The organism is Selenomonas sp. GACV-9 (assembly GCA_900116485.1).
Lineage (GTDB): Bacteria > Bacillota > Negativicutes > Selenomonadales > Selenomonadaceae > Selenomonas_A > Selenomonas_A ruminantium_G.
Genome location: FPAX01000019.1, coordinates 1 through 20,315 on the forward strand (window position 1 = coordinate 1; position 20,315 = coordinate 20,315).

Genomic DNA, 20,315 nt, shown 5'->3' on the forward strand with positions numbered 1-20,315 from the left:
TCGCCCCTTTGGTAACGGTAGTCTGAATTTGCACGAACCGTTGCTCCCGCAGCAAGCACATCGATGTAATTCGTGGCCTATCGCCGGAAAGGAACAGGCTTGTACCAACATATCGGAAGGCGAGGGTGGGTACACTTTCTTCGTAGACGGAGCGATTGCCCGAACGCAGTGAGGGATGGCACGCGGCAGGTATAAACTAGAACGCCAAGATGTATTGGCGCGCCGCCGGCTTGCCCGGCGCATGTACCTAGGTACGTACAACCTGCCAGCGCGGGTCATTTAGCGGAGCGGAGAAAAAGTGCACCCACCCTCACCCAAGCTGAGCTGCTCCAAGCCTATTTTCAGCTCGCACGAGCAAACAAACTGCAAGTTTTGTTTATTCTTTATATCAGTGGATTTTTTTGTTTATTACTGACCTGAGTCAATAAAAGGAGTTCAGAATGAAAAAACACAAGACGCGAATGATGATGCTGGGGTTTTTTGCTGTGGTGCTGGCTATTATGGGGTGGCGGATGGCTGAGGCGGAAGATGATGGGGAGGCTGGCAGCCAGCAGCCGCTGGCGGTATCGACGGATACGGTGGCACTCACCATGAAACCGGCGACGATGCCGCTTTCAGGTACCGTGGAGGGCCTGACTTCTTCGATTATCAGCAGCCGGTTTTCCGGACAGGTCACCCAGGCGCTGGTCGAGGATGGGCAGGCTGTGAGTGCGGGGCAGGCGTTGTTTGTGCTCGATACGGTCGAGCTGCGCAATGCGCTGCGTGTGGCTCAGAACAGCGTCAATCAGACGGCGGCCAAATATGCTAATGACCGTGAGGAGTACCGGCGCTACGAAGTGCTCTATGACAAGGGCGCTTATTCGCGGCAGCAGCTTGACAGTGCGCGCACGAAGATGCTGGCAAGCCAAGCCGATTACGATTCGGCGCAGGCCAATCTGGACAGCGCCCGGAAACAAGTCGATGAGGCAACTGTCGTAAGTCCTGTGAATGGTGTCATTGCCAATAAGAGCCTGACGAATGGGCAGAATGTCTCGGCGGGCAATCAGCTGATGACTGTGGAGCAGCTCGATGCGGTCCATGTGGTCGTCAACGTGGAGCAGCGCGATATGGCCTATCTGAAGATGGGGGATACCGTAAACATCACAGTCGACACGTATCCCGACCAGACCTTCAGCGGTGTGGTCGATGTGATCAGTCCCGTTGCTGGCAAGGAGAGCCGCATGTTCCGCGTCAAGATCCGCGTGGAGAATCCTGAGCTGTTGCTCAAACCGGGCATGTTCGTGCAGGTGCAGCTGAATCTTGGCAATCCCAAACAGGTTCTTACCGTTCCTCAGAAGGCCGTGCTTGGCCAGAAAGGCTTGCAATATATCTTTACGGTAGAGGATGGCAAGGCGAAGAAGGTGCGGGTTACGGCTGGCGATATCGTCGGTGACCGCATCGAGATTACCGAGGGCGTCACGGAAGGTATGGTTATCCTGACCGACAATCTCGATAAACTCAAAGATGGTAATTTGATACAGTTAGGAGCGACGCAATGAGTCTGCCAGAAATCAGCATCAAACGTCCGGTCTTTGCGACAGTCGTCCTGGCGGCATTGATACTCATGGGTATCATCAACTACGGCAAGATGAATGTCGATGAGATGCCGGATACGAGCCTGCCATATGTATCGGTCAGCATTACCTATGAAGGTGCGCAGCCTGATCAGGTGGATGCGCAGGTCACGCAGAAAGTCGAGGAGGCCGTCGGCGAGGCCCGCGGGGTCAAGCACATCGAGTCGACTTCGCGGGAAGGGGAGGCCGAGATCAATGTGGAGTTCAATTTCGGCGTGAATCCCGCCGAGGCTGCCCAGGAGGTGCGTGATAAGATCAGTGCCATCCGCGGCGAACTTTCCGATACGGTCAAGGAGCCGGTCATCTCCCGCTTTGATATGAATGCCCAGCCTGTCGTGTCGTTGGCTATTACTTCAGATACGGCAAGCTTGCGGGAAATCCGCATCTTTGTCGATGATGTGCTCAAGCCGCGGCTCCAGAAAATCAATGGTGTCGGGCAGGTTACTATCAGCGGGCGGCAGGAACGCGAGATCCAGCTCCAGCTCGACCAGGAAAAGTTAAATACTTTCGGGCTTACGCCAGCTGCGGTGGCGCAACAGCTGCGCCTTGTCAATCAGGATGTGCCGGCCGGGAAGATAAAGACCGATGCCCAGCAGCTTTCTGTGCGTACGGCGGGCAATTTCACGGCGGTGCAGCAGTTTGACTCTGTCATCATCGGTACCCGCGACAATGTGCCGATTTATTTCTGGCAGGTGGGCGAGGCCAAGGATACGATAAAGGACATCACTTCGACAGCACGTTATGATGGCCATCCGGCCATCGGTATCGCCATCGGCAAGCAGTCGGGAGGCAATGCCGTCAAGGTGGCAACAGCTGTCAAGCAGGAGCTTGAACAGCTGAAGGGCGAGCTGCCAGCCGGCATGGAGCTGCAGCTTGTGCGCGATGATGCGGCCCGGGTCTCGGAGTCGATTGCCGAGGTCTGGTTTGACCTCATCATCGGCAGTATCTTTGCCGTGGCCATCGTATTCTGGTTCCTCGGCGACTGGCGCAGTACGGTCATCAGTGCACTCGCGATACCGGCCTCGATTGCCTCGACGTTCCTGTTCATGAAACTGGCGGGCTTTTCCATCAACAGCATGTCGCTGCTGGGCTTGTCGCTTTCCGTAGGCCTGCTCATCGATGATGCCATCGTCGTTATCGAGAATATCATCCGCCATCGTCAGATGGGCAAGGATGCACGGCAGGCAGCTGTCGATGGCACGAAGGAGATTGCGCTGGCCGTCATGGCGACGACGTTCACGGTGGCAGCAGTGTTCCTGCCTGTGGGCTTTATGTCGGGTGTCGATGGCCAGATGTTCAAGGAGTTCGGCTTATCGATTTTGCCAAGCAGCGCATGCAGGCTGGCATATCCTGCCGGGAGGCCTTGGTCGAGGCTGGCTGCATACGCTTGCGGCCAATCCTGATGACGAGCCTGGCCATTGTCTTCGGCATGCTGCCCATCGCATTGGGCCTGGGGCCAGGTGCTGAGGCCCGGGCGCCGATGGCCCATGCCATCATTGGCGGCGTCATCACATCGACCCTATTGACCCTCGTCGTCGTGCCAACTGTCTACGAGCTCATTCATGCACGGCGCAGCCATTAAGGCTTGCGGGCAAAATAATAAGCCTCGCTGCATTTTTTAAAGTGCAGCGAGGCTTATCTTTATTTTATCTTGCCTTCCTGGAACTGTTTCAGGATATCTTTTTTAGCAATCTTGCCGGTCGTGGTGCGTGGCAGTTTATCAAGCTGGTGGAATTCGCGCGGAATCTTGTAGAGCGCGAGGTTGGCCTGCAGGAATTTCTTGAGGGCGCGGACATTGACATCGGCACCTTCGTGAACGCTGTAGAAGCAGGCACCAGCCTGGCCGCGGAGCTTGTCCTCGATGCCGACGACAGCGGCCTCGTAGACGCCCGGGAACTGGTAGATGAGCTCCTCGACTTCGCGTGGGTAGATGTTCTCACCCATGCTGATGATCATGTCCTTGATGCGGTCGACGATATAGATATAGCCGTCTTCGTCGACACGAGCAACGTCGCCGGTGTGGAACCAGCCGCCGCGCATGGCATCATGGGTGACATCTGGCAGATTCCAGTAGCCGAGCATGACGTTATCGCCCTTGACGACGAGCTCGCCCGGCTCGCCCGGAGCGACTTCGTTGCCGGCATCATCGATGAGTTTCCACTTGAGACCAGGGACAATCGGTCCGCAGGAGCCGACCTTGGCCTTTTGGGGCGGGTTCATCGTGACAACTGGCGACGTCTCGGAGAGGCCGTAGCCTTCGCAGATATCGACGCCGAACTTGCCGATGAAGTCCTGCTGGATCTTGAGCGGCAGGGTCGTGCCGCCGCTGACGACGAGACGGACAGTCTTCATGTCTTCCTCGCTGGCGAGCTTCGTCAGCAGGCTGCAGATCGACGGTACGATATAGAGGTCCGTGATCTTTTCGTCGCGGATCGTGGCAATGGTCTCCTTCGGCGTGAAGGAGTCAAGGATGGCAACCGTCGCGCCGACGCTGAAGGGATAGAAGACCGAGCAGGTCAGGCCGAAGACATGGTACATCGGCAGCACGCAGAGAACGTTGTGCTCGGCTTTGCAGCCCATGAAGGACATCTGCTGGGTGTTGGCCACGATGTTGCGATGGGAGAGGACGGCACCTTTCGGATTGCCCGTCGTACCCGAGGTGTAGATGATTTCGCACGGGTTGTCCTCGCTGAAGTAATCAGAGAGTTTCGGGGCCTCAGCGATGCCTGCCTGCGGCTTGCCGATATTGCGGATATCGATCTGGGCAACCTTGAGGTCACAGCGCAGCTGGGCCATCGCATCGGCGAGATTCAGCGGCTGATAGGTCAGGATCGTCTCGATGCCGGCATCTTTGACGATGTAGGCAATCTCGCGGCTGCTGAGCTGGAAGTTGATGGGAACTGCGATGGCACCGAGGGAGGCCGCACCCATGAAGGCGAAGACGAACTCAGCGCTGTTGCGCGAGAAGATGCCGACGCGGTCGCCCTGACGGACGCCGGCGGCGTAGAGGCGGTTGCGGCAGGCGTCTACCGCAGCCTGGAAGTCTTTATAGGTGAAACGGCGCTCGTGGTCAATGATGGCCATAGCGTCAGGATCGCCCTGACGAATGAGATCATGAATAAACATTTCATCACTCTTTCTTATACAAAACTAAGTGGATGTCGGATAGTATCAATTTGATGATGATAATTTTATACCAGGTACTAAATTTTGTCAAAGTGAAATTTCTGTAAGCGGAATCATTCTTCGGCAGGTTCGGCTGGCGGATATTTCTTCAGGCGGCGGAGCTTGCGCTGCTGGATGCCGACGGTGCTGTGCTGATAGCTGTAACCGAAGTAGACGAGGCAGCCGAAGGCACACCAGACGAGGAAGCGGATCCAGGTGTCAAAGGGCAGATGGGCCATGAGATAGCCGCAGGCGAGGACGGCAAGCGGCGCAACGAGCCAGACCAGTGGGCAGCGGAAGGCGCGTGGCACGTCAGGTTTCGTCACGCGTAATACCATGACGCCGATGGCAGCGACGAGAAAAGCTGAGAGGGTGCCGATATTGGCCATCTCAGCAATCAGGCCAATCGGGGCAAAGCCCGCAATCAGCGAGACGAAGATAGCACCGAGCACCGTGACGATGTACGGAGTGTGGTAGCGCTTGTGTATCTTGCAGACGCGGGCTGGTACCATGCCGTCGCGGCTCATGGCAAAGAAGATGCGGGCCTGGCCGTAGAGCAGTACCAGGAGAACTGTCGTGATGCCGGCGATGGCGCCGACACCGACGACGGCCGAGCCCAGGTTATAGCCGATATAGCGCAGGGCAAAGGCTACCGGCTCAGGGTTGTTGAGCTCTGTGTAGGGGACAACACCTGTGAGGACGCCGGCGACAATGACGTAGAGCGCCGTGCAGACGACGAGGGAACCGATGATGCCAATGGGCAGGTCGCGGGAGGGATTCTTGCATTCCTCAGCCGAGGTCGCGACGGCATCAAAGCCGATATAGGCAAAGAAGACGATGGCGGCACCGGCAGCAATGCCTGAGGCACCAAAGGGCATGAAGGGTTCCCAGTTGGCCGTATTGACATGGGACCCGGCCAGCAGCAGGAAGATGAAGACTGCCGCCAGCTTGATGAAGACGAGGATGCGGTTGAGTTTCGTGCTCTCCTGGGTGCCGCGGATCAAGAAGAAGGTGAGCAGCAGCGTGATCAGGATGGCGGGGACGTTGATGACGCCGCCATCCGCCGGCACATGGGTCAGCGCATGGCTGACCTCGATGCCGGCACTCTGCAGGAGTCCCGTGACATAGCCGGACCAGCCCGAGGCGACGGCACTGGCCGTGACGGTGTACTCGAGGATGAGGTTCCAACCGACGATAAAGGCGATGAATTCGCCTAGGGATGCGTAGGTATACGTATAGGCACTGCCAGATGCTGGCACGATCGAGGAAAACTCGGCATAGGCGAGGCCGGCCAGGGCACAGGCGAGGCCGGAGAGGATAAATGAGATCGTGACGGCTGGGCCAGCGTATTTGGCTGCGGCAACGCCTGTCAGGACGAAGATGCCGGTGCCGATGACGCAGCCGATGCCTAAGAGGATAAGGTCAAAAGCACCGAGGGTCTTAGCCATGCCGGAGTTGGCGGCGGCGGCGCGCATCTGCTCAATGCTCTTGGTGCGGAATAAATTCATAGAGTTGTGTCAGTCCTTCCTAAATATATGGGGCGGGATTCAGCCCTTCAGCAAAGCGCGGAATTTTTGCGGGTCGCTGTTGATGACGAGTTCTTCGGGGAAATCGTACTGGGCAATCATTTCCTGTGCGTATTCGTGGTTGCCGACGTCGAGGTCGATATGGGCATCGCTGCCCATGATGACCATAGTGCCGCGTTTTTTGCAGGCGGCGAGCAGCTCTCCGGCAAGTTCGCGGGAGCCCTTGCGGCTGCCGCCAGGCGTGTAGGAGCTGTTGTTGACTTCTAGCAGTACCTTATGTTCGCGTGCGGCCTTGGCCAGCGCGTCGAAGTCCACCGGGTACATGGGATTGTCGGGATGACCGATGATCCGTACCTTGGGCTGGCGCATGGCGCCGATGAGTGCAGCCGTATTCTGCTCCCGCGTGCCCGGGCGGATGCAGGGGTCATGCAGGCTGGCAATCGCGTAGTCAAGGCGCGAAAGCAGGTGCTGCTTGAGATCGATCGATCCGGCAAAGTCCATGATGTTGAGCTCGGCACCCATGACGACGCCGATGCCGTAGGCCTCAGGGCGGATGACCTTGAAGTTGCAGAAATAGAATTCATGGAAACCGCCGGGCATGGCTGGTGCATGGTCGGAAATGCCGATGAGCTGCAGCCCCTTTTCCTTGGCGGCGGTAATCATTTCTCGTATTGTGCTATAGGCATGGACACTCGCGATGGTATGCGTATGTACATCCAGTAAATCCATCATTACAGAAAAGCCTCCCACTAAAAACAAAATCACTGGTTACTATTATATAGCAGACTGCTGAACAGGAAAAGTGCGTTTTCTGCAACTTTTTTGTGAAAATGTGTTGACATTTAGAGAAGGTGTCTGTATAATAAATCTTGTCGTTATGACATGGGGTTATAGCTCAGTTGGTTAGAGTGTCTCGTTGACATCGAGGAGGTCACAGGTTCGAATCCTGTTAACCCCACCATTAAGAAAGTTGAGGATTCGTCTGACGACGGGTCCTTTTTTGTTTATCTGCTCGCTTAGCTCAGTTGGCTAGAGCATCTCCGTCACATGGAGGGGGTCGGGGGTTCGAATCCCTCAGCGAGCACCATAGGGAAAAATAGCCGTACGGTTCCGTACGGCTTTTGTTTTATCCGGCTGATGGATCGATAGGAGGATGACGTTTGAAGATTACGTGCAGAGCGGTGATATTCCTGCTGCTGACGATATTGGTCACAGCGTTTATCTGGCACAACTCCCTGCAGGATGCGGTGGATTCGCGTGAGGCCAGCAAGTTTTTTGACTTGCTGCTCGTGCAGCTGGTGAAGCTTAGCGGCGGGGTGCTGTCCTGGCAGGATGTGGACCACTTCGTGCGCAAGCTGGCGCATTTTACCGAGTTTGCGTTGCTCGGGATGATGCTGCGGTCGTTTTTTGCGGCAGCTATGACCTGGGGGCGGCAGCTGCTCAGCCGCTGCACGTTGCTTGCCCTGTGTCTATGCGCCATGGTGGCTGGCATGGATGAATATTTGCAGCAGTTCAGTCCGGGCCGTTCGTGCCAGCTTTCCGATGTGGCGCTAGATTCTTCGGGGGCGCTTATGGGCATCCTGGCAGTGGAGCTGCTCGTCTATCTGCTGTGGCGGTTTGGCGCCTGGGAGAATTTCCGTAAGGTCTGCTGATCATTTCGTGACGCAGGCGCGGTCGATTTCCTGGCCGTCGGGCAGGAAGCAGGTGACGGTCAGGCTGCTGTCGGTGACTGCGAGGGTCAGATAGTTGTCGGTTTCGGGCTGTGGCGCGACGACCTTGTCGAAGGCATGGCCAGTCCAGAGGTTTGGATAGCGGACGTTGCCAGCGACGCCGGTCAGGATATAGAGGGGGCCCTTGTCAGTGCTTGGCTGCTTATCGTAGAGCCTGCCGCGGTTGCGGTAGGTGTGCAGGTGGGCGGTCAGCACGAGGTCGATGCCGAGCTCGTCAAAGAGCGGCATGAAGGCCCTGCCAACAGCGCTGATGCCCTCCTTGCGCTCGGGGCGTTTCTTGATGCGATACTGCAATACATCTTTATGGATCAGCACGACCTTCCATTTTGCCGTGCTTTTTTGTGTGTCATCTTTGAGCCAGGCGAGCTGCTCGTCAAGGAGGCCCGGCTTGAAGTCGTTTGTCTCATCCCATTGGCTGTTGAGGACGATGAAATGCACAGCGCCATGATCGAAGGAATAGTAGTAGCGAGAAAAAGTGGCACTCTGGTTTTCGGGAACGTCGAAATAGTGCAGGTAAGCTTCGGGCAGGCGGACTTTCCAGTTCTGATCATAGGTTTCGTGATTGCCCATGATGGGGGCAAAGGGAATCTTGGCAATCATGGGCTCAACGCCGTCAAACCAGGCCTGCCATTGCGTGTGGTCTTCGCCGTTGTCGACGATGTCGCCCATGTTGATGAAGAACTGGGCCTCGGGATGGCGCTGCCAGGCCGTGTGCGCAAGCGCTGACCAGTCGCTGTAGTCGCTGGACTGGCTGTCGGGGAATATCAGTGCTGTATAGCTGTGGCTGCCGAGAGGGGGCGTGTGCATGGGGTGCCAGTCGCTGGCGGACTTGGAGCCTGTGACTCGGTATTCGTAGTTCGTGTCAGGCTGGAGGTCTTCAAGCAGGGCGCTGTATTGGCAGTTTGTCTGCCCGTCGTCGCTGAAGGTCACATCGCAGGCAGCAACCTGCTGGCTGGTCTCGCTGTCAGTGGTGCGGTATTCGACAGCAGCGTTTGCGAGCGGGGTCTCTGACTGTCACATGATGCGGCGCGTGGTGGCGGGATTTTCAGTGATGATTTGGCGCAGGAACCGCGCGTTCATATTGCCGAACAAGACATGGGCGTTATTCTGGGCGCGGCGGAACAGGCTGGTGCCTGGCAGCAGGTAAAGCCCTGCTGCCAGGATGCCGAGACCGGCCGAGCCTTTCAGGAAGGTGCGGCGGGTGAGGAATGATCTTGTCATGAGAAACTCCTTCATTATATAAACGCAGAAATCAGCTGTTTTACTTATTTTATCGGTTAGAGCCAGCTCAAAGTCAAGCAGTTTTTTCTTGGCAGGCTCTTTTGCCTGTGCACAAGTGTGTTTGAACAATAGTTTTCGTTGACAGTGACAGGCAAGATTTGCTATTATAGTCAAGGGAAATAAGGAAATCTCCAGACTCAAAACGAGGCCTGCACCCCAAGGGGAGAGGTCAATTTGAGTTTTTTCGTCGTGTTTTCACTTCCGCGGTGCAGTGACGCCGCCAGGAAAATGAGGAGGAAATCACTAATGATCGAACGTTACACCAACCCGGAGATGGGGCATCTTTGGTCCATCGAGAACGAATGGCAGCAGATCTTGAATGTCGAGATGGCTGCCTGCGACGCCATGGCCGAGCTCGGAGAGATTCCGGCCGAGGCTGCGAAGAACATTCGCGCCAAGGCAAAGTTTGATGTCAAGCGTATCAAGGAAATCGAGTCCGTTACGCATCATGATATCATCGCTTTCCTGACCAACGTCGCCGAAAATGTTGGTGATGATTCCAAGTACGTCCATAAAGGCTTGACTTCGAGCGATGTCAAGGACACGGCATACTGCATGATGATGCGCGATGCCGCAGACATAATCCTCGATGACCTCAAGAAGTTCCGCGAGGTACTGCGCCGCCGTGCGGTGGAGTTCAAGCACACGCCGTGCATCGGCCGCACCCATGGCATCCATGCGGAGCCGATGACGTTCGGTCTGAAACTTTTGCTCTGGAGCGCTGAGATCGAGCGCGATATCGAGCGCGTCGAGCATGCGAAGAAAATCGTTTCGGTCTGCAAGCTCTCGGGTGCTGTCGGCACCTACTCCAATATCGATCCGCGCATCGAGGAAATGGTCGGCAAGACCCTTGGCCTTCAGCCGGTTCGCCTGGCTACCCAGGTCATCCAGCGCGACCGTCATGCGGAGTACGTGACGACGATGGCTATCGTATCGAGCACCCTCGAGAAAATCGCGACCGAGGTCCGCAACTTGCAGCGCACGGATATCCGTGAGGCCGAGGAGTACTTCTCCCCCGGCCAGAAGGGTTCCTCGGCTATGCCGCACAAGCGCAACCCCATCAACTGCGAGCGCATCTCGGGCATGGCCCGCCTGAACCGTGGCAATGCCGTAGCCGCTATGGAAGACATCACGCTCTGGCATGAGCGCGACATCTCTCATTCCTCCGTTGAGCGCGTCATCCTGCCGGATACGACGATCAACCTCGACTACTGCACGAAGAAGCTCACGAATATCATTGACAAGCTGCTCGTCTATCCGGAGAAGATGATGCACGACATGAACCGCACGGGCGGTCTCATGTACAGCTCCCGTCTGCTGCTGGCTGTTGTCAGCAAGGGCGTACTGCGTGAAGAGGCCTACAAGTGGGTACAGCGCAATGCCATGAAACGCTGGATGGAAGGCAAGGACTTCAAGGAGAGCGTTGAAAACGATCCGGATATCACGAAGTATCTGACGAAGGAAGAAATCGATGACTGCTTCGATTACAAGTTCTTCATCCGCCGCGTCGATATGATTTTCGAGCGTTTCGGTCTGTAATTCAATATGTTATGATGAGCCGTGGGCTCAAATCCTTTGAGCCCTTACGGCGTTATTATACCCGTAGGGGCTTTTTGCAGGCTTTGCGGGATGGATTCGCTGCCATAGTTGGTCTGCCAGCTGGTGGACAGCGGTTATTAAGGAGAGAAATCTTATGTCAACAGTAGTAGTTACCGGTACCCAGTGGGGCGACGAAGGCAAGGGCAAGATCGTAGACTATCTGGCCCAGCAGGCTGAGACGGTCGTCCGTTTCCAGGGCGGCAGCAATGCCGGCCATACGGTCGTCGTCGATGGTGAGGCCTATAAGCTCCGCCTGATGCCGTCGGGCATCCTGTTCAAGGGAACCCATTGTGTGGTAGGCAACGGCGTTGCCTTCAGCCCGAAAGTCATGCTCGAGGAGATGGATGCACTGGCTGAGCGCGGTATCGACCTTTCGGGAATCCGCATCTCGAACCGTGCGCATGTCGTTCTGCCGTATCACTGCCTGATGGATGGCATTGGCGATGAAGCCCGCGGCAAGAACAAGATTGGCACCACCAAGAACGGTATCGGCCCCTGCTACATCGACCGCGATAACCGCATCGGCATCCGCGTCTGCGACCTCATCGACCGCGACGAGTTCGCTAAACGCCTCAAGGAGAACCTCGAAATCAAGAACCGTGAGCTCAAGCTTCTCTACGACCATGAGCCACTCGATTACGAAGAGATACTTGAGGAATACAACGGCTATGCTGACCGTCTGCGTCCTTATGTCTGCGACACGATTGCCCTGCTCAATGAGGAAGTCAAAGAGGGCCGCAAGATCCTGTTCGAGGGTGCGCAGGCTACGATGCTCGACATCGACTATGGCACCTATCCGTATGTTACGGCTTCCCATCCGATTTCGGGCGGCGTTGGCGTTGGCTGCGGTGTAGCACCGCGCGCTATCGACAAGGTGGTCGGTATCGTCAAGGCATACTGCACCCGCGTAGGTGAAGGCCCCTTCCCGACGGAGCAGCTCAATGAGATCGGCGACAGAATCCGTGAGGAAGGCCATGAGTATGGTGTTGTCACGGGCCGTCCGCGCCGCACGGGTTGGCTCGATGCCTGCGTGGTCCGCTATGCCGGCCTGCTTTCGGGCATCGACTACATGGCTGTGACGCGTCTCGATATCCTCGACAGCTTCGACGAGATCAAGATGTGCGTCGCTTACAAGTACAAAGGCGAAATCCTCAACGAGATTCCGGCCAGCCTCAAGGTGCTGGCAGAAGTTGAGCCGGTCTATGAGACCTTCCCAGGCTGGAAGACCGACATCAGCAAGGTCCGCAAGTACGAAGACCTGCCGGAAAATGCCCGCAAATACCTCGAGCGCATGGCTGAGGTAACGGGGATCGGCCTCGGCATCGTTTCCGTTGGCCCGAACCGCGATGAAACCATCGTTCTGGCCAACGATATCTTCTGATTTTAACGCAATAGAAAAGCCCATCTGCTGGATTGTCAGTAGATGGGCTTTATGCTATAATGACGGCGGTGCTACCATTGCGGCAGGCGGTAAGTCTTAGCCCCAGAGAGGGGCGATGCGGATGACGAAATATGATTTTTTCGCGTTGATGCTTTTGACGCTTCTCATGATCGTTGCCATAAAGGCATAAGAAAACCGCCCTGCAGTCTCACAAACTAGGGCGGCTTCTTCAAGCTGAAACTATATGCGGGGCTGACCGTCTAACGGTAGCACCTTCTCTACACTCATTATATCGATATTTATGTTTTCAGTCAAGAAAGGACAGAAATATGGCTTATAAGATGTTGGCATTTGACCTTGATGGTACGCTCAATAATGATGATAAAGTGATTACGCCGAAAACGAAAGAGGCTATCATGAGCCTGCAGAAACAGGGCGTGGTAGTCGCACTGGTATCGGGGCGGCAGGCCCCGGGACTCAAGCGCGAGGCCGAGGCGCTGGAGCTTGAGAAATATCACGGCCTGCGCATTTCCTACAATGGCGGCCGCATTGAGGATGCTACGACGAAGGAAATCCTTTTTGACAGCAGTATCGATAACAAGCTGGCGGTCAAATTCCTGCGTCACCTGGAGCAGTGGCCGGAGCTTTCGCCTATCGTCGATGATGGGGAGTATATCTATACGACGGATGCCAGCCGCCATAAAGTCATGGACGAAAGCCGCAACAACAACCTCAAGATAAAAATTGTCGACAATATTGCCGATGCTGTGGCTGCTGGCGGCTTCGATCCGGTAAAGATCCTGACGGCTGCCCCCAATGAGATCCTCGTGCCGCATCTGGCAGATATCCGCCGCGGCTTTGAGGATAAGATGTCCTTCGTACAGTCGGCGCCGTGGTTCTACGAGGGCACCATCAAGGGGGTCAGCAAGCTCAGCGCACTGGGCCACGCTTGCGAGCGCCTGGGCATCGAACAGAGTGAGGTCATGGCCTTCGGGGATGCCCAGAACGATATGAGCATGCTGGAGTTTGCCGGCTATGGCGTCGCCATGGGCAACGCCTGCGAGGAGCTCAAGGAGATTGCTGACGAAGTCACCCTTTCCAATAATGAGGATGGCATCGCCGTGACGCTTTCAAAGCACTTTTCTATGTGAGGCGCCGGATGGAACAGCAGCATAAACGGCGCATCCACTACAGCGGCAAATATCCGCGGCGCTTTGAAGAAAAATACAAGGAATTGAACCCGGAAAAATATGGCGATGAGATTGCCCATGTCATCGCCAAGGGCAACACGCCGGCAGGCATGCATATTCCCATCATGGTCAATGAGATTTTAGAGGTGCTGGCCATAAAGCCCGGTGAACGTGGCTTTGATGCGACCTTGGGCTATGGTGGTCACACCTCAGCGATGCTGGAAAAACTCGAGGGAAAAGGGCACCTGATCAGCGGGGATATTGACCCGATAGAGTCGAAGAAGACCGAGGCGCGTATCCGGGCTAAGGGCTTTTCCGAGGCTATTTGGGAGCTGCGCAATATGAATTTCTGCCAGATTGACGAGCTGGCGCGTGAGGTGGGGCCTTTCGACTTCATTCTCGCGGATCTTGGCGTATCCTCCATGCAGATTGACAATCCGGAGCGCGGTTTCACTTATAAAAGCGAAGGCCCCCTTGATTTGCGGCTGAATCCCGAAGCAGGTATCACGGCCGCCGAGCGGCTTCGGGACATTGACGAGTATGAATTGGAAGGCCTCTTGCAGGAAAATGCCGACGAGCCCTATGCCGCCGAAATCGCTCGCTATATCGTAAAGACGCGCCGCCGCCGGCCCATAAAAACGACGAAGGACCTGCACGAAGCCATCGGGCAGGCGCTTTCTAAGGTAAAACTGCCCAAGGAGATGGCCGAGCGCGCTGGTTACAGCACAAAAAAACAGGCACTGGCCCGGGTAGAACTCATCAAGAAGAGCAGTGCCCGCGTATTCCAGGCTCTGCGCATCGATATCAACCATGAGTACGAAGTTCTTTATGAGTTCATGGAGAAACTTCCTGCGGCGCTCGCGCCTGGCGGCCGGGCGGCAATCCTGACGTTCCATTCGGGGGAAGACCGCATCGTCAAGAAGGCCTTCAAAGCCTTCCATCAGCAGGGCCTATACGCCGATATCGCCCAGGATGTCATCCGTCCTACAAAAGAAGAATGTTACCGCAACAGCCGTGCCCACTCGACAAAACTGCGCTGGGCGGTCAAGAGTGCGAAGTAACAAATACATATACTTCTATTTTTTTCGTTTGGCATATGATACAATAAAAGTCAGTATGTAAGAAAGGTGGAAGGTAAGCATGAAAATTACCATCGGCAGTGATCACGGTGCTGTCCAGCTCAAAGAAGAGGTCAAGATGGTCCTCAAGGAATACGGCGACATTGAGGTGACGGATGTCGGTACCTTTGGCACGGAGTCGGTTGACTATCCGGATGTTGCTGAGAAGATCTGCGCTGACGTTGTCTCGGGCAAGTCGGATCGCGGTATCGCCCTCTGTGGTACAGGCATCGGTATCAGCATTGCCTGCAACAAGATCAAGGGCATCCGCTGCGCACTTTGCGGCGATGTCTACTCGGCTAAGATGTCGCGTCAGCACAATAATGCCAATGTGCTCGCCATGGGCGGCCGCGTCACGGGCTTTGGCCCGGCTGGCGAGATCGTTCGCGCCTGGGTCGAGACTGAGTTCGAGGGCGGCCGTCATGAGCGCCGCGTGAATAAGATCATGGCCCTTGAGCAGAACTGACCGCTATCTATAACCAACAACAATATAAGCAAGTGTCCGCGTTCATCTGTCTTTTATAGGAGGTTCTCCCTATGAGTCTTATGGAAACACTGAAGAAATCTGATCCGGAAATCGCCGCACAGCTTGACAACGAGCTGGGCCGCCAGCGCACGAAACTCGAGCTTATCGCCTCGGAAAACATCGTGAGCAAGGCAGTGCTTGAGGCCCAGGGCAGCGTGCTGACCAACAAGTACGCCGAAGGCTACCCGGGCAAGCGCTACTATGGCGGCTGCGAGTTCGTGGATGAGGTGGAGCAGCTGGCTATCGACCGCGCCAAGAAACTGTTTGGAGCAGAATATGCCAACGTGCAGCCGCATTCGGGTGCGCAGGCCAATATGGCGGTGTTCTTTGCCCTCTTGCAGCCGGGCGATACGGTCATGGGCATGAACCTCACGGATGGCGGACATCTGACCCATGGCAGCCCGGTCAACATGTCGGGCAAGTACTTCAACATCGTGCCGTACGGTGTTACGAAGGAGACGGAGACCATCGACTACGATGCGCTTGAGAAGCAGGCGGAGGAGTGCCAGCCGAAGCTCATCGTCGCTGGTGCATCTGCCTATGCGCGCGTCATCGACTTCCCGCGTCTTGCCGAGATTGCGAAGAAGGTCGGTGCCTATCTGATGGTCGATATCGCGCATATCGCCGGTCTTGTCGCCGCTGGCGAGCATCCGAGCCCGGTTCCGTATGCCGATGTCGTCACGACGACGACCCATAAGACGCTGCGCGGCCCGCGTGGCGGCATGATTCTTTGCCGTGACGCTGAGTTCGGCAAGCAGTTCAACAAGGCCGTATTCCCGGGCATCCAGGGCGGCCCGCTCATGCACGTCATCGCGGCCAAGGCTGTTGCCCTGGGCGAGGCACTGCGTCCGGAGTTCAAGGAATACGCCAAGCAGCTCAAGAAGAACGCCAAGGCACTTGCTGACACGCTGTCAGCTGACGGCTTCCGTATCGTCTCGGGCGGTACGGACAACCACCTGATGCTCGTCGATCTGACGAGCAAGGGCATCACGGGCAAAGAGGCCCAGTTCGTTCTCGATGAGGTCAACATCACGGCCAACCGCAACACGATCCCGTTCGAGCCGTTGTCGCCGTTCGTCACGAGCGGCATCCGTCTGGGTTCTCCGGCCCTGACCACGCGCGGGTTCAAGGAAGAGGATATGGTAGAAGTAGGGAATATCATAGCCATGGTCCTGAGCGATCCGCAGAACGAAGAAGTCAAGGCGGCGGCCCGCAAGCGCGTAGCTGCTCTTTGCGAAAAATATCCGCTTTATGAATAAGAGAAACTGAAGGAGAAGAAAGAAAATGTCTGAAGATATGAAAGTAACCGTAATCGACCACCCGCTGATCCAGCACAAGCTGACGCTGATGCGCCAGAAGGATACGGGCACGAAGGATTTCCGTGAGCTCCTGGAAGAGATCGCTATGCTCATGGCCTATGAGATCACGCGTGACTTCCCGCTCAAGGAGATTGAGATCGAGACGCCGGTCACGAAGTGCAAGGCCAAGGTCCTCGCCGGCAAGAAGGTCGGTGTCGTTCCTATCCTGCGCGCTGGTCTCGGCATGCTCAACGGTGTTGTCAACATGGTTCCGGCTGCCCGCGTCGGCCATGTCGGCATGTACCGTGACCCGAAGACCCTCAAGCCGGTCGAGTACTACTGCAAGCTGCCGAATGACGTTGCTGAGCGCACGCTGATTGTCGTCGACCCGATGCTGGCAACGGGCGGCAGTGCAGCAGCTGCCCTTTCGCTGCTCAAGGAGAAAGGCGCCAAATCCATGATTCTCATGTGCCTCGTAGCCGCTCCGGAAGGCATCAAGGTCATCAATGAAGAGCATCCGGACGTACCGCTCTACGTTGCTGCCATCGACGAGAAACTCAACGAGAAGGGCTACATCGTTCCAGGCCTCGGCGACGCTGGCGACCGTATCTTCGGCACGCTGTAATCTGCGCGTCATTCCTCAAGTGGATGAGGATGGCATGATTTAAAAGGAGTAAGTAATTTTGAGTAACTTAGAAGTAGGTATTGTCGGCCTGCCAAATGTCGGCAAGAGCACTTTGTTCAATGCAATCACGAAGGCTGGTGCTGAGGCGGCTAACTTCCCGTTCTGCACGATTGAGCCGAATGTCGGCGTCGTTGCGGTGCCGGATGAGCGCCTCAAGGTGCTGCACGAGATGTACGATTCCAAGAAGACGACGCCGGCCTCGGTGCGCTTTGTCGATATCGCTGGTCTTGTCAAGGGCGCCTCGAAGGGCGAGGGTCTTGGCAACAAGTTCCTTGAGCACATCCGTCAGGTTGATGCGGTCGCTCATGTCGTACGCTGCTTTGACGACCAGAACATCACCCATGTCGAGGGCGGCATCGATCCGCTGCGCGACATCGATATCATCCAGACGGAGCTCTGCCTGGCTGACCTTGAGGTCGTCGAAAAGCGCATCATGAAGGTAGCCAAGCTGGCTAAATCCGGTGCCAAAGAGGCCCGCGTCGAGGATGAGATCCTGCGCCGTATCAAAGAGGCCCTCGACGAGGCAAAACCAGCCCGTCAGGTCGACCTGAGTGCTGATGACCTCGAGGTCATCAAGGATATGAACCTCATCACGCTGAAACCGACGCTCTATGTCACGAATGTGGCGGAAGACGAAGTGGCAACGGCCTTCGATGAGAACGAATATGTGCAGAAGGTCAAGGAGTTCGCCGCTCAGGAAGGTGCTGAGGTCGTTGCTATCTCGGCCAAGGTTGAGTCGGAAATTGCTGAGCTTGACGAGGAAGAGGCCAAGGCATTCCTCGAGGATCTCGGCGAGACGGAGAGCGGTCTTGACCGCTTGATCAAGGCTGCCTTCGACCTGCTGGGCCTGCAGACGTTCCTGACGGCTGGCCCGGACGAGTGCCGCGCCTGGACCATCGTCAAGGGAACGACGGCGCCGAAGGCTGCTGGCAAGATCCATACGGACTTCGAGCGTGGCTTTATCCGCGCCGAAATCGTCAACTACGATGACCTTGTGGCCAATGGCAGCGTCGCTGCAGCCCGCGAAAAAGGACAGGTTCGCGTGGAGGGCAAGGACTACGTCATGCAGGATGGCGATGTCGTGAACTTCCGCTTTAACGTCTAAGTACATACATATGGAAAACGCCCGTATGATTGCATATCATACGGGCGTTTTCTTCTGAAGTGGCGGCTTTTTACTTTGCACGGATATTGACGAATACGTCGTAGAGGGCGAGCCCCGGGGCGCCGGTGCTCAGGGTGCCGAGGTCTGTGGGATGCCCACCGTTGAGTGCATTTACGTTGCCTTGCTGGCTGCTGCCCTGGTAGCTCATCAGGATATCGGCGGCCAGTGTGTCATCGTAGGCAATGGTGGCGGTCAGTGACCCGTATTCGTTCCAGAGGATGACGTGCTGGCCCTCCGTGAGCCTGCGTTTTTTCGCACTGTCAGGGTGGATATAGACGACGGGGTACTCGGGGAGCTCCGCCAGACGGGTGTATGTCTGGCCGTTGATGCTCTGTTGGGCATGAGGCGTGATAAAGTGGAAAGGATAATCTTCCGTGGGCAGCAGAACATCAAGCTGCTTAGGCAGCTCACAGCAGTGGAACTTGCCATCGTCGGTGGCGAACTTGCCGTCTTGCCAGGCTATGCCGCTGGGGCGAACCTTGATAGCTCCCTCGCGCAGCTGCCGCCAGCCGTTGATGCCGAGCTGCCGGCAGACCGCAGGCGGGAATTCGGCATCGAGGAACTCCTCGTCCGTCTGCTCCGCCGGGAAATCGCTGGTGCCTGGCGCAAGCTCATTCAGACGGCGCGTCAGCAGACGGGCAATCTCAAGGTCGCTCTTGGCCTCGCCGCGCGGCGGGATTGCTGCTTCGTTGATGCCCAGCCAGCGCGGGAAGTAGCCGGTATAGACGTCGATATCTTCAAATTCTGTCGTGACGGGCAAGACGATATCAGCCATCTCGGCAGTCTTGGTCAGGAATTTATCGGCAACCACGACGAGCTCGAGCTCAGACCAGAGTGCCTGGAGTTCACGCAGGCCTACGTCCTGGCTGACCAGGTTGCGGCAGGCAATCCAGAGCAGGCGCACAGGCGGATCTTGCAGGCTGCGCAATGTCTGCGAGAATTGGTTGATGTTGACATAGCGGGTATCAGCCCGCTCGCGTTTGGTGGCATAGGGGAAGTCTACGCCCTCGCGGTCGGCAAAGTTCACGCCGCCGCCGGGGATGCCGATATTGCCGGTCAGCATGGCAAGGGCATCGATAAGGCGGATCGTGAGCCCTCCATGCACATGGCGCTGCATGCCAAAGCCACACCAGATATGCATGGGATGCTGGCTGGCTATGAGCTCGATGAGGGTATCAATCGCCTCAGCAGGCTGATCGATCACGGCTTCCAGCTGGGATTGGTCGAGTCTTTGGATGTCTGCCAGCAGCTTGTCGCCGCCGCGGATGCGCTGCGGATCGTTGTGCAGGGCGCCGCGGGCCGCAAGCTTCTGCAGCAGCAGCAGCACCAGCGCAGCGTCGCTGCCCGGCCGGATCTGGATGTAGTAGTCAGCTTTGCGGGCTGTCTCCGTGTACAGTGGATCGATGACGACGATCTTTGTGCCCTTGGCTTGAGCCTGATAGATGGCCTCCATGGAATGGATGGAGGTCCAGGCGGGGTTGACGCCCCAGAGGATGATGAGCTGCGAGTGGACAAGGGTCTGGACATCGGAGGTGATATTGCCGCCAAAGTCGAGCTTTTGGGCATCGATCCCGGAGGAAAAACAAGGCGTGCCTGTGGTCTGGGTCGTCGGGCCCAGGCTGTTGAACATACCCTCGCAGGCATAGTGCAGCAGGCCGAAGTTGCCGGAGTATTTATTGAGGCATAGGGGCAGGGTGGAGTGATAGCGCTCCTTGAGGGCGAGCATCTTGCGGGCGATGATTTCGATAGCCGTATCCCAGGTGATGCGCTGCCAGTGCCCGGTGCCGCGGCCCTGCTGGCGCAACGGGAAAAGCAGCCGCTGCGGATGGTAGACCGAGTCGAGGATCTGCTTCCCCTTGGCGCAGAGCTGGGCATAGTGCGGGTTGCTGCTGGCATCGCCAGTCAGCTTTTCGATGCGGCCGTTGCGTGTATAGGCGAGCAGCGGGCAGGAATCGTAGCAGTTGCGCGGGCAGGTATGCCGCGTGATCTGATAGCCGTCTTTGTAAAGCATGGGTGGTATCTCCTCGGGCAGTGGTGG

18 protein-coding genes, 2 tRNA genes and 1 pseudogene are annotated in these 20,315 nt (G+C 56.6%); 14 read left to right on the forward strand and 7 right to left on the reverse strand.

What is annotated here, in order from left to right:
• Positions 1-440: 440 nt before the first annotated feature.
• The 3 genes from BM322_RS11645 to BM322_RS11655 are packed head-to-tail and all read left to right on the forward strand — an operon-like array spanning position 441 to position 3,195.
• A complete protein-coding gene (locus BM322_RS11645) occupies positions 441-1,538 on the forward strand; it encodes an efflux RND transporter periplasmic adaptor subunit (RefSeq protein WP_075430662.1) in 1,098 nt (365 codons plus the stop codon).
• On the forward strand, positions 1,535-3,016 hold the full coding sequence (locus BM322_RS11650; protein ID WP_082334475.1) for an efflux RND transporter permease subunit: 1,482 nt from the start codon (positions 1,535-1,537) through the stop codon (positions 3,014-3,016). The genes BM322_RS11645 and BM322_RS11650 overlap by 4 nt, the downstream gene beginning before the upstream one ends.
• Positions 2,947-3,195, forward strand: coding sequence for an efflux RND transporter permease subunit (locus tag BM322_RS11655; RefSeq protein WP_075430664.1), 249 nt, complete (start codon positions 2,947-2,949; stop codon positions 3,193-3,195). Before BM322_RS11650 ends, BM322_RS11655 begins: the two co-directional genes overlap by 70 nt.
• 59 nt (positions 3,196-3,254) lie before the next feature.
• On the opposite strand, the gene BM322_RS11660 is transcribed toward BM322_RS11655, so the two are convergent.
• The 3 genes from BM322_RS11660 to BM322_RS11670 form a co-directional block, all read right to left on the reverse strand.
• Complete coding sequence (locus tag BM322_RS11660) at positions 3,255-4,739, reverse strand: class I adenylate-forming enzyme family protein (RefSeq protein ID WP_075430666.1); 1,485 nt, start codon at positions 4,737-4,739, stop codon at positions 3,255-3,257.
• A 113-nt stretch (positions 4,740-4,852) separates the two neighbouring features.
• Complete coding sequence (locus BM322_RS11665) at positions 4,853-6,286, reverse strand: amino acid permease (protein ID WP_075430668.1); 1,434 nt, start codon at positions 6,284-6,286, stop codon at positions 4,853-4,855.
• 39 nt (positions 6,287-6,325) lie between these two features.
• Complete coding sequence (locus BM322_RS11670; RefSeq protein WP_075430670.1) at positions 6,326-7,036, reverse strand: phosphatase; 711 nt, start codon at positions 7,034-7,036, stop codon at positions 6,326-6,328.
• Positions 7,037-7,188: 152 nt separating this feature from the next.
• Between BM322_RS11670 and BM322_RS11675 the strand changes: the two genes are divergently transcribed.
• From BM322_RS11675 to BM322_RS11685, 3 genes are all read left to right on the forward strand, one after another.
• A tRNA-Val gene (locus BM322_RS11675) sits at positions 7,189-7,265 on the forward strand.
• Between the two features lie 49 nt (positions 7,266-7,314).
• Positions 7,315-7,391, forward strand: a tRNA-Val gene (locus tag BM322_RS11680).
• A gap of 73 nt (positions 7,392-7,464) precedes the next feature.
• Positions 7,465-7,956 (forward strand): VanZ family protein, encoded by a 492-nt coding sequence (locus tag BM322_RS11685; RefSeq protein WP_075430672.1) that lies wholly within the window; start codon positions 7,465-7,467, stop codon positions 7,954-7,956.
• Here the strand turns inward: BM322_RS11685 and BM322_RS11690 are convergent, their stop codons facing one another.
• From BM322_RS11690 to BM322_RS13820, 3 genes and pseudogenes are all read right to left on the reverse strand, one after another.
• Entirely contained in the window at positions 7,957-8,841 is an 885-nt protein-coding gene (locus BM322_RS11690; RefSeq protein ID WP_318254612.1) for a metallophosphoesterase, read from the reverse strand.
• 51 nt (positions 8,842-8,892) lie between these two features.
• A pseudogene (locus tag BM322_RS13815) lies at positions 8,893-8,973 on the reverse strand (hypothetical protein); the annotation flags it as partial.
• Between the two features lie 75 nt (positions 8,974-9,048).
• A complete protein-coding gene (locus BM322_RS13820) occupies positions 9,049-9,255 on the reverse strand; it encodes a twin-arginine translocation signal domain-containing protein (protein ID WP_318254613.1) in 207 nt (68 codons plus the stop codon).
• 306 nt (positions 9,256-9,561) lie between these two features.
• Here BM322_RS13820 and purB point away from each other — a divergent pair, with 306 nt between their 5' ends.
• The 8 genes from purB to ychF all read left to right on the forward strand — a co-directional run bounded on the left by purB (position 9,562) and on the right by ychF (position 18,217).
• Positions 9,562-10,854, forward strand: a complete 1,293-nt coding sequence (gene purB, locus BM322_RS11695) for an adenylosuccinate lyase (RefSeq protein WP_075430674.1) — start codon at positions 9,562-9,564, stop codon at positions 10,852-10,854.
• Between the two features lie 154 nt (positions 10,855-11,008).
• A complete protein-coding gene (locus tag BM322_RS11700; protein WP_075430676.1) occupies positions 11,009-12,295 on the forward strand; it encodes an adenylosuccinate synthase in 1,287 nt (428 codons plus the stop codon).
• Positions 12,296-12,624: 329 nt separating this feature from the next.
• Positions 12,625-13,446 (forward strand): Cof-type HAD-IIB family hydrolase, encoded by an 822-nt coding sequence (locus BM322_RS11705; RefSeq protein WP_075430679.1) that lies wholly within the window; start codon positions 12,625-12,627, stop codon positions 13,444-13,446.
• 8 nt (positions 13,447-13,454) lie between these two features.
• The gene (rsmH, locus tag BM322_RS11710; RefSeq protein WP_075430681.1) at positions 13,455-14,546 is read left to right on the forward strand and encodes a 16S rRNA (cytosine(1402)-N(4))-methyltransferase RsmH; all 1,092 of its coding nucleotides are present in this window, start codon (positions 13,455-13,457) and stop codon (positions 14,544-14,546) included.
• Between the two features lie 79 nt (positions 14,547-14,625).
• Entirely contained in the window at positions 14,626-15,069 is a 444-nt protein-coding gene (gene rpiB / locus BM322_RS11715) for a ribose 5-phosphate isomerase B (protein WP_075430683.1), read from the forward strand.
• A gap of 71 nt (positions 15,070-15,140) precedes the next feature.
• Positions 15,141-16,388: a serine hydroxymethyltransferase gene (gene glyA / locus BM322_RS11720; protein WP_075430686.1), complete on the forward strand. Its 1,248-nt coding sequence runs from the start codon at positions 15,141-15,143 to the stop codon at positions 16,386-16,388.
• Positions 16,389-16,413: 25 nt separating this feature from the next.
• Positions 16,414-17,052 carry a uracil phosphoribosyltransferase gene (upp, locus tag BM322_RS11725; protein ID WP_173371416.1) on the forward strand — a complete coding sequence of 213 codons (639 nt, stop codon included), beginning with the start codon at positions 16,414-16,416 and terminating at the stop codon, positions 17,050-17,052.
• A gap of 58 nt (positions 17,053-17,110) precedes the next feature.
• Positions 17,111-18,217: a redox-regulated ATPase YchF gene (gene ychF / locus BM322_RS11730; RefSeq protein ID WP_075430688.1), complete on the forward strand. Its 1,107-nt coding sequence runs from the start codon at positions 17,111-17,113 to the stop codon at positions 18,215-18,217.
• Positions 18,218-18,287: 70 nt separating this feature from the next.
• Here the strand turns inward: ychF and BM322_RS11735 are convergent, their stop codons facing one another.
• Entirely contained in the window at positions 18,288-20,288 is a 2,001-nt protein-coding gene (locus tag BM322_RS11735) for a molybdopterin-dependent oxidoreductase (protein ID WP_075430690.1), read from the reverse strand.
• Positions 20,289-20,315: the final 27 nt, after the last annotated feature.

Excerpts from the sequence above, each read along its gene's own strand:
- BM322_RS11645 (WP_075430662.1), top strand. The coding sequence starts at position 441 with ATGAAAAAACACAAGACGCGAATGATGATGCTGGGGTTTTTTGCTGTG.
- BM322_RS11650 (WP_082334475.1), top strand. The coding sequence starts at position 1,535 with ATGAGTCTGCCAGAAATCAGCATCAAACGTCCGGTCTTTGCGACAGTC.
- BM322_RS11655 (WP_075430664.1), top strand. The coding sequence starts at position 2,947 with ATGCAGGCTGGCATATCCTGCCGGGAGGCCTTGGTCGAGGCTGGCTGC.
- BM322_RS11660 (WP_075430666.1), bottom strand. The coding sequence starts at position 4,739 with ATGTTTATTCATGATCTCATTCGTCAGGGCGATCCTGACGCTATGGCC.
- BM322_RS11665 (WP_075430668.1), bottom strand. The coding sequence starts at position 6,286 with ATGAATTTATTCCGCACCAAGAGCATTGAGCAGATGCGCGCCGCCGCC.
- BM322_RS11670 (WP_075430670.1), bottom strand. The coding sequence starts at position 7,036 with ATGATGGATTTACTGGATGTACATACGCATACCATCGCGAGTGTCCAT.
- BM322_RS11690 (WP_318254612.1), bottom strand. The coding sequence starts at position 8,841 with ATGCACACGCCCCCTCTCGGCAGCCACAGCTATACAGCACTGATATTC.
- BM322_RS13820 (WP_318254613.1), bottom strand. The coding sequence starts at position 9,255 with ATGACAAGATCATTCCTCACCCGCCGCACCTTCCTGAAAGGCTCGGCC.
- purB (WP_075430674.1), top strand. The coding sequence starts at position 9,562 with ATGATCGAACGTTACACCAACCCGGAGATGGGGCATCTTTGGTCCATC.
- BM322_RS11700 (WP_075430676.1), top strand. The coding sequence starts at position 11,009 with ATGTCAACAGTAGTAGTTACCGGTACCCAGTGGGGCGACGAAGGCAAG.
- BM322_RS11705 (WP_075430679.1), top strand. The coding sequence starts at position 12,625 with ATGGCTTATAAGATGTTGGCATTTGACCTTGATGGTACGCTCAATAAT.
- rsmH (WP_075430681.1), top strand. The coding sequence starts at position 13,455 with ATGGAACAGCAGCATAAACGGCGCATCCACTACAGCGGCAAATATCCG.
- rpiB (WP_075430683.1), top strand. The coding sequence starts at position 14,626 with ATGAAAATTACCATCGGCAGTGATCACGGTGCTGTCCAGCTCAAAGAA.
- glyA (WP_075430686.1), top strand. The coding sequence starts at position 15,141 with ATGAGTCTTATGGAAACACTGAAGAAATCTGATCCGGAAATCGCCGCA.
- upp (WP_173371416.1), top strand. The coding sequence starts at position 16,414 with ATGTCTGAAGATATGAAAGTAACCGTAATCGACCACCCGCTGATCCAG.
- BM322_RS11735 (WP_075430690.1), bottom strand. The coding sequence starts at position 20,288 with ATGCTTTACAAAGACGGCTATCAGATCACGCGGCATACCTGCCCGCGC.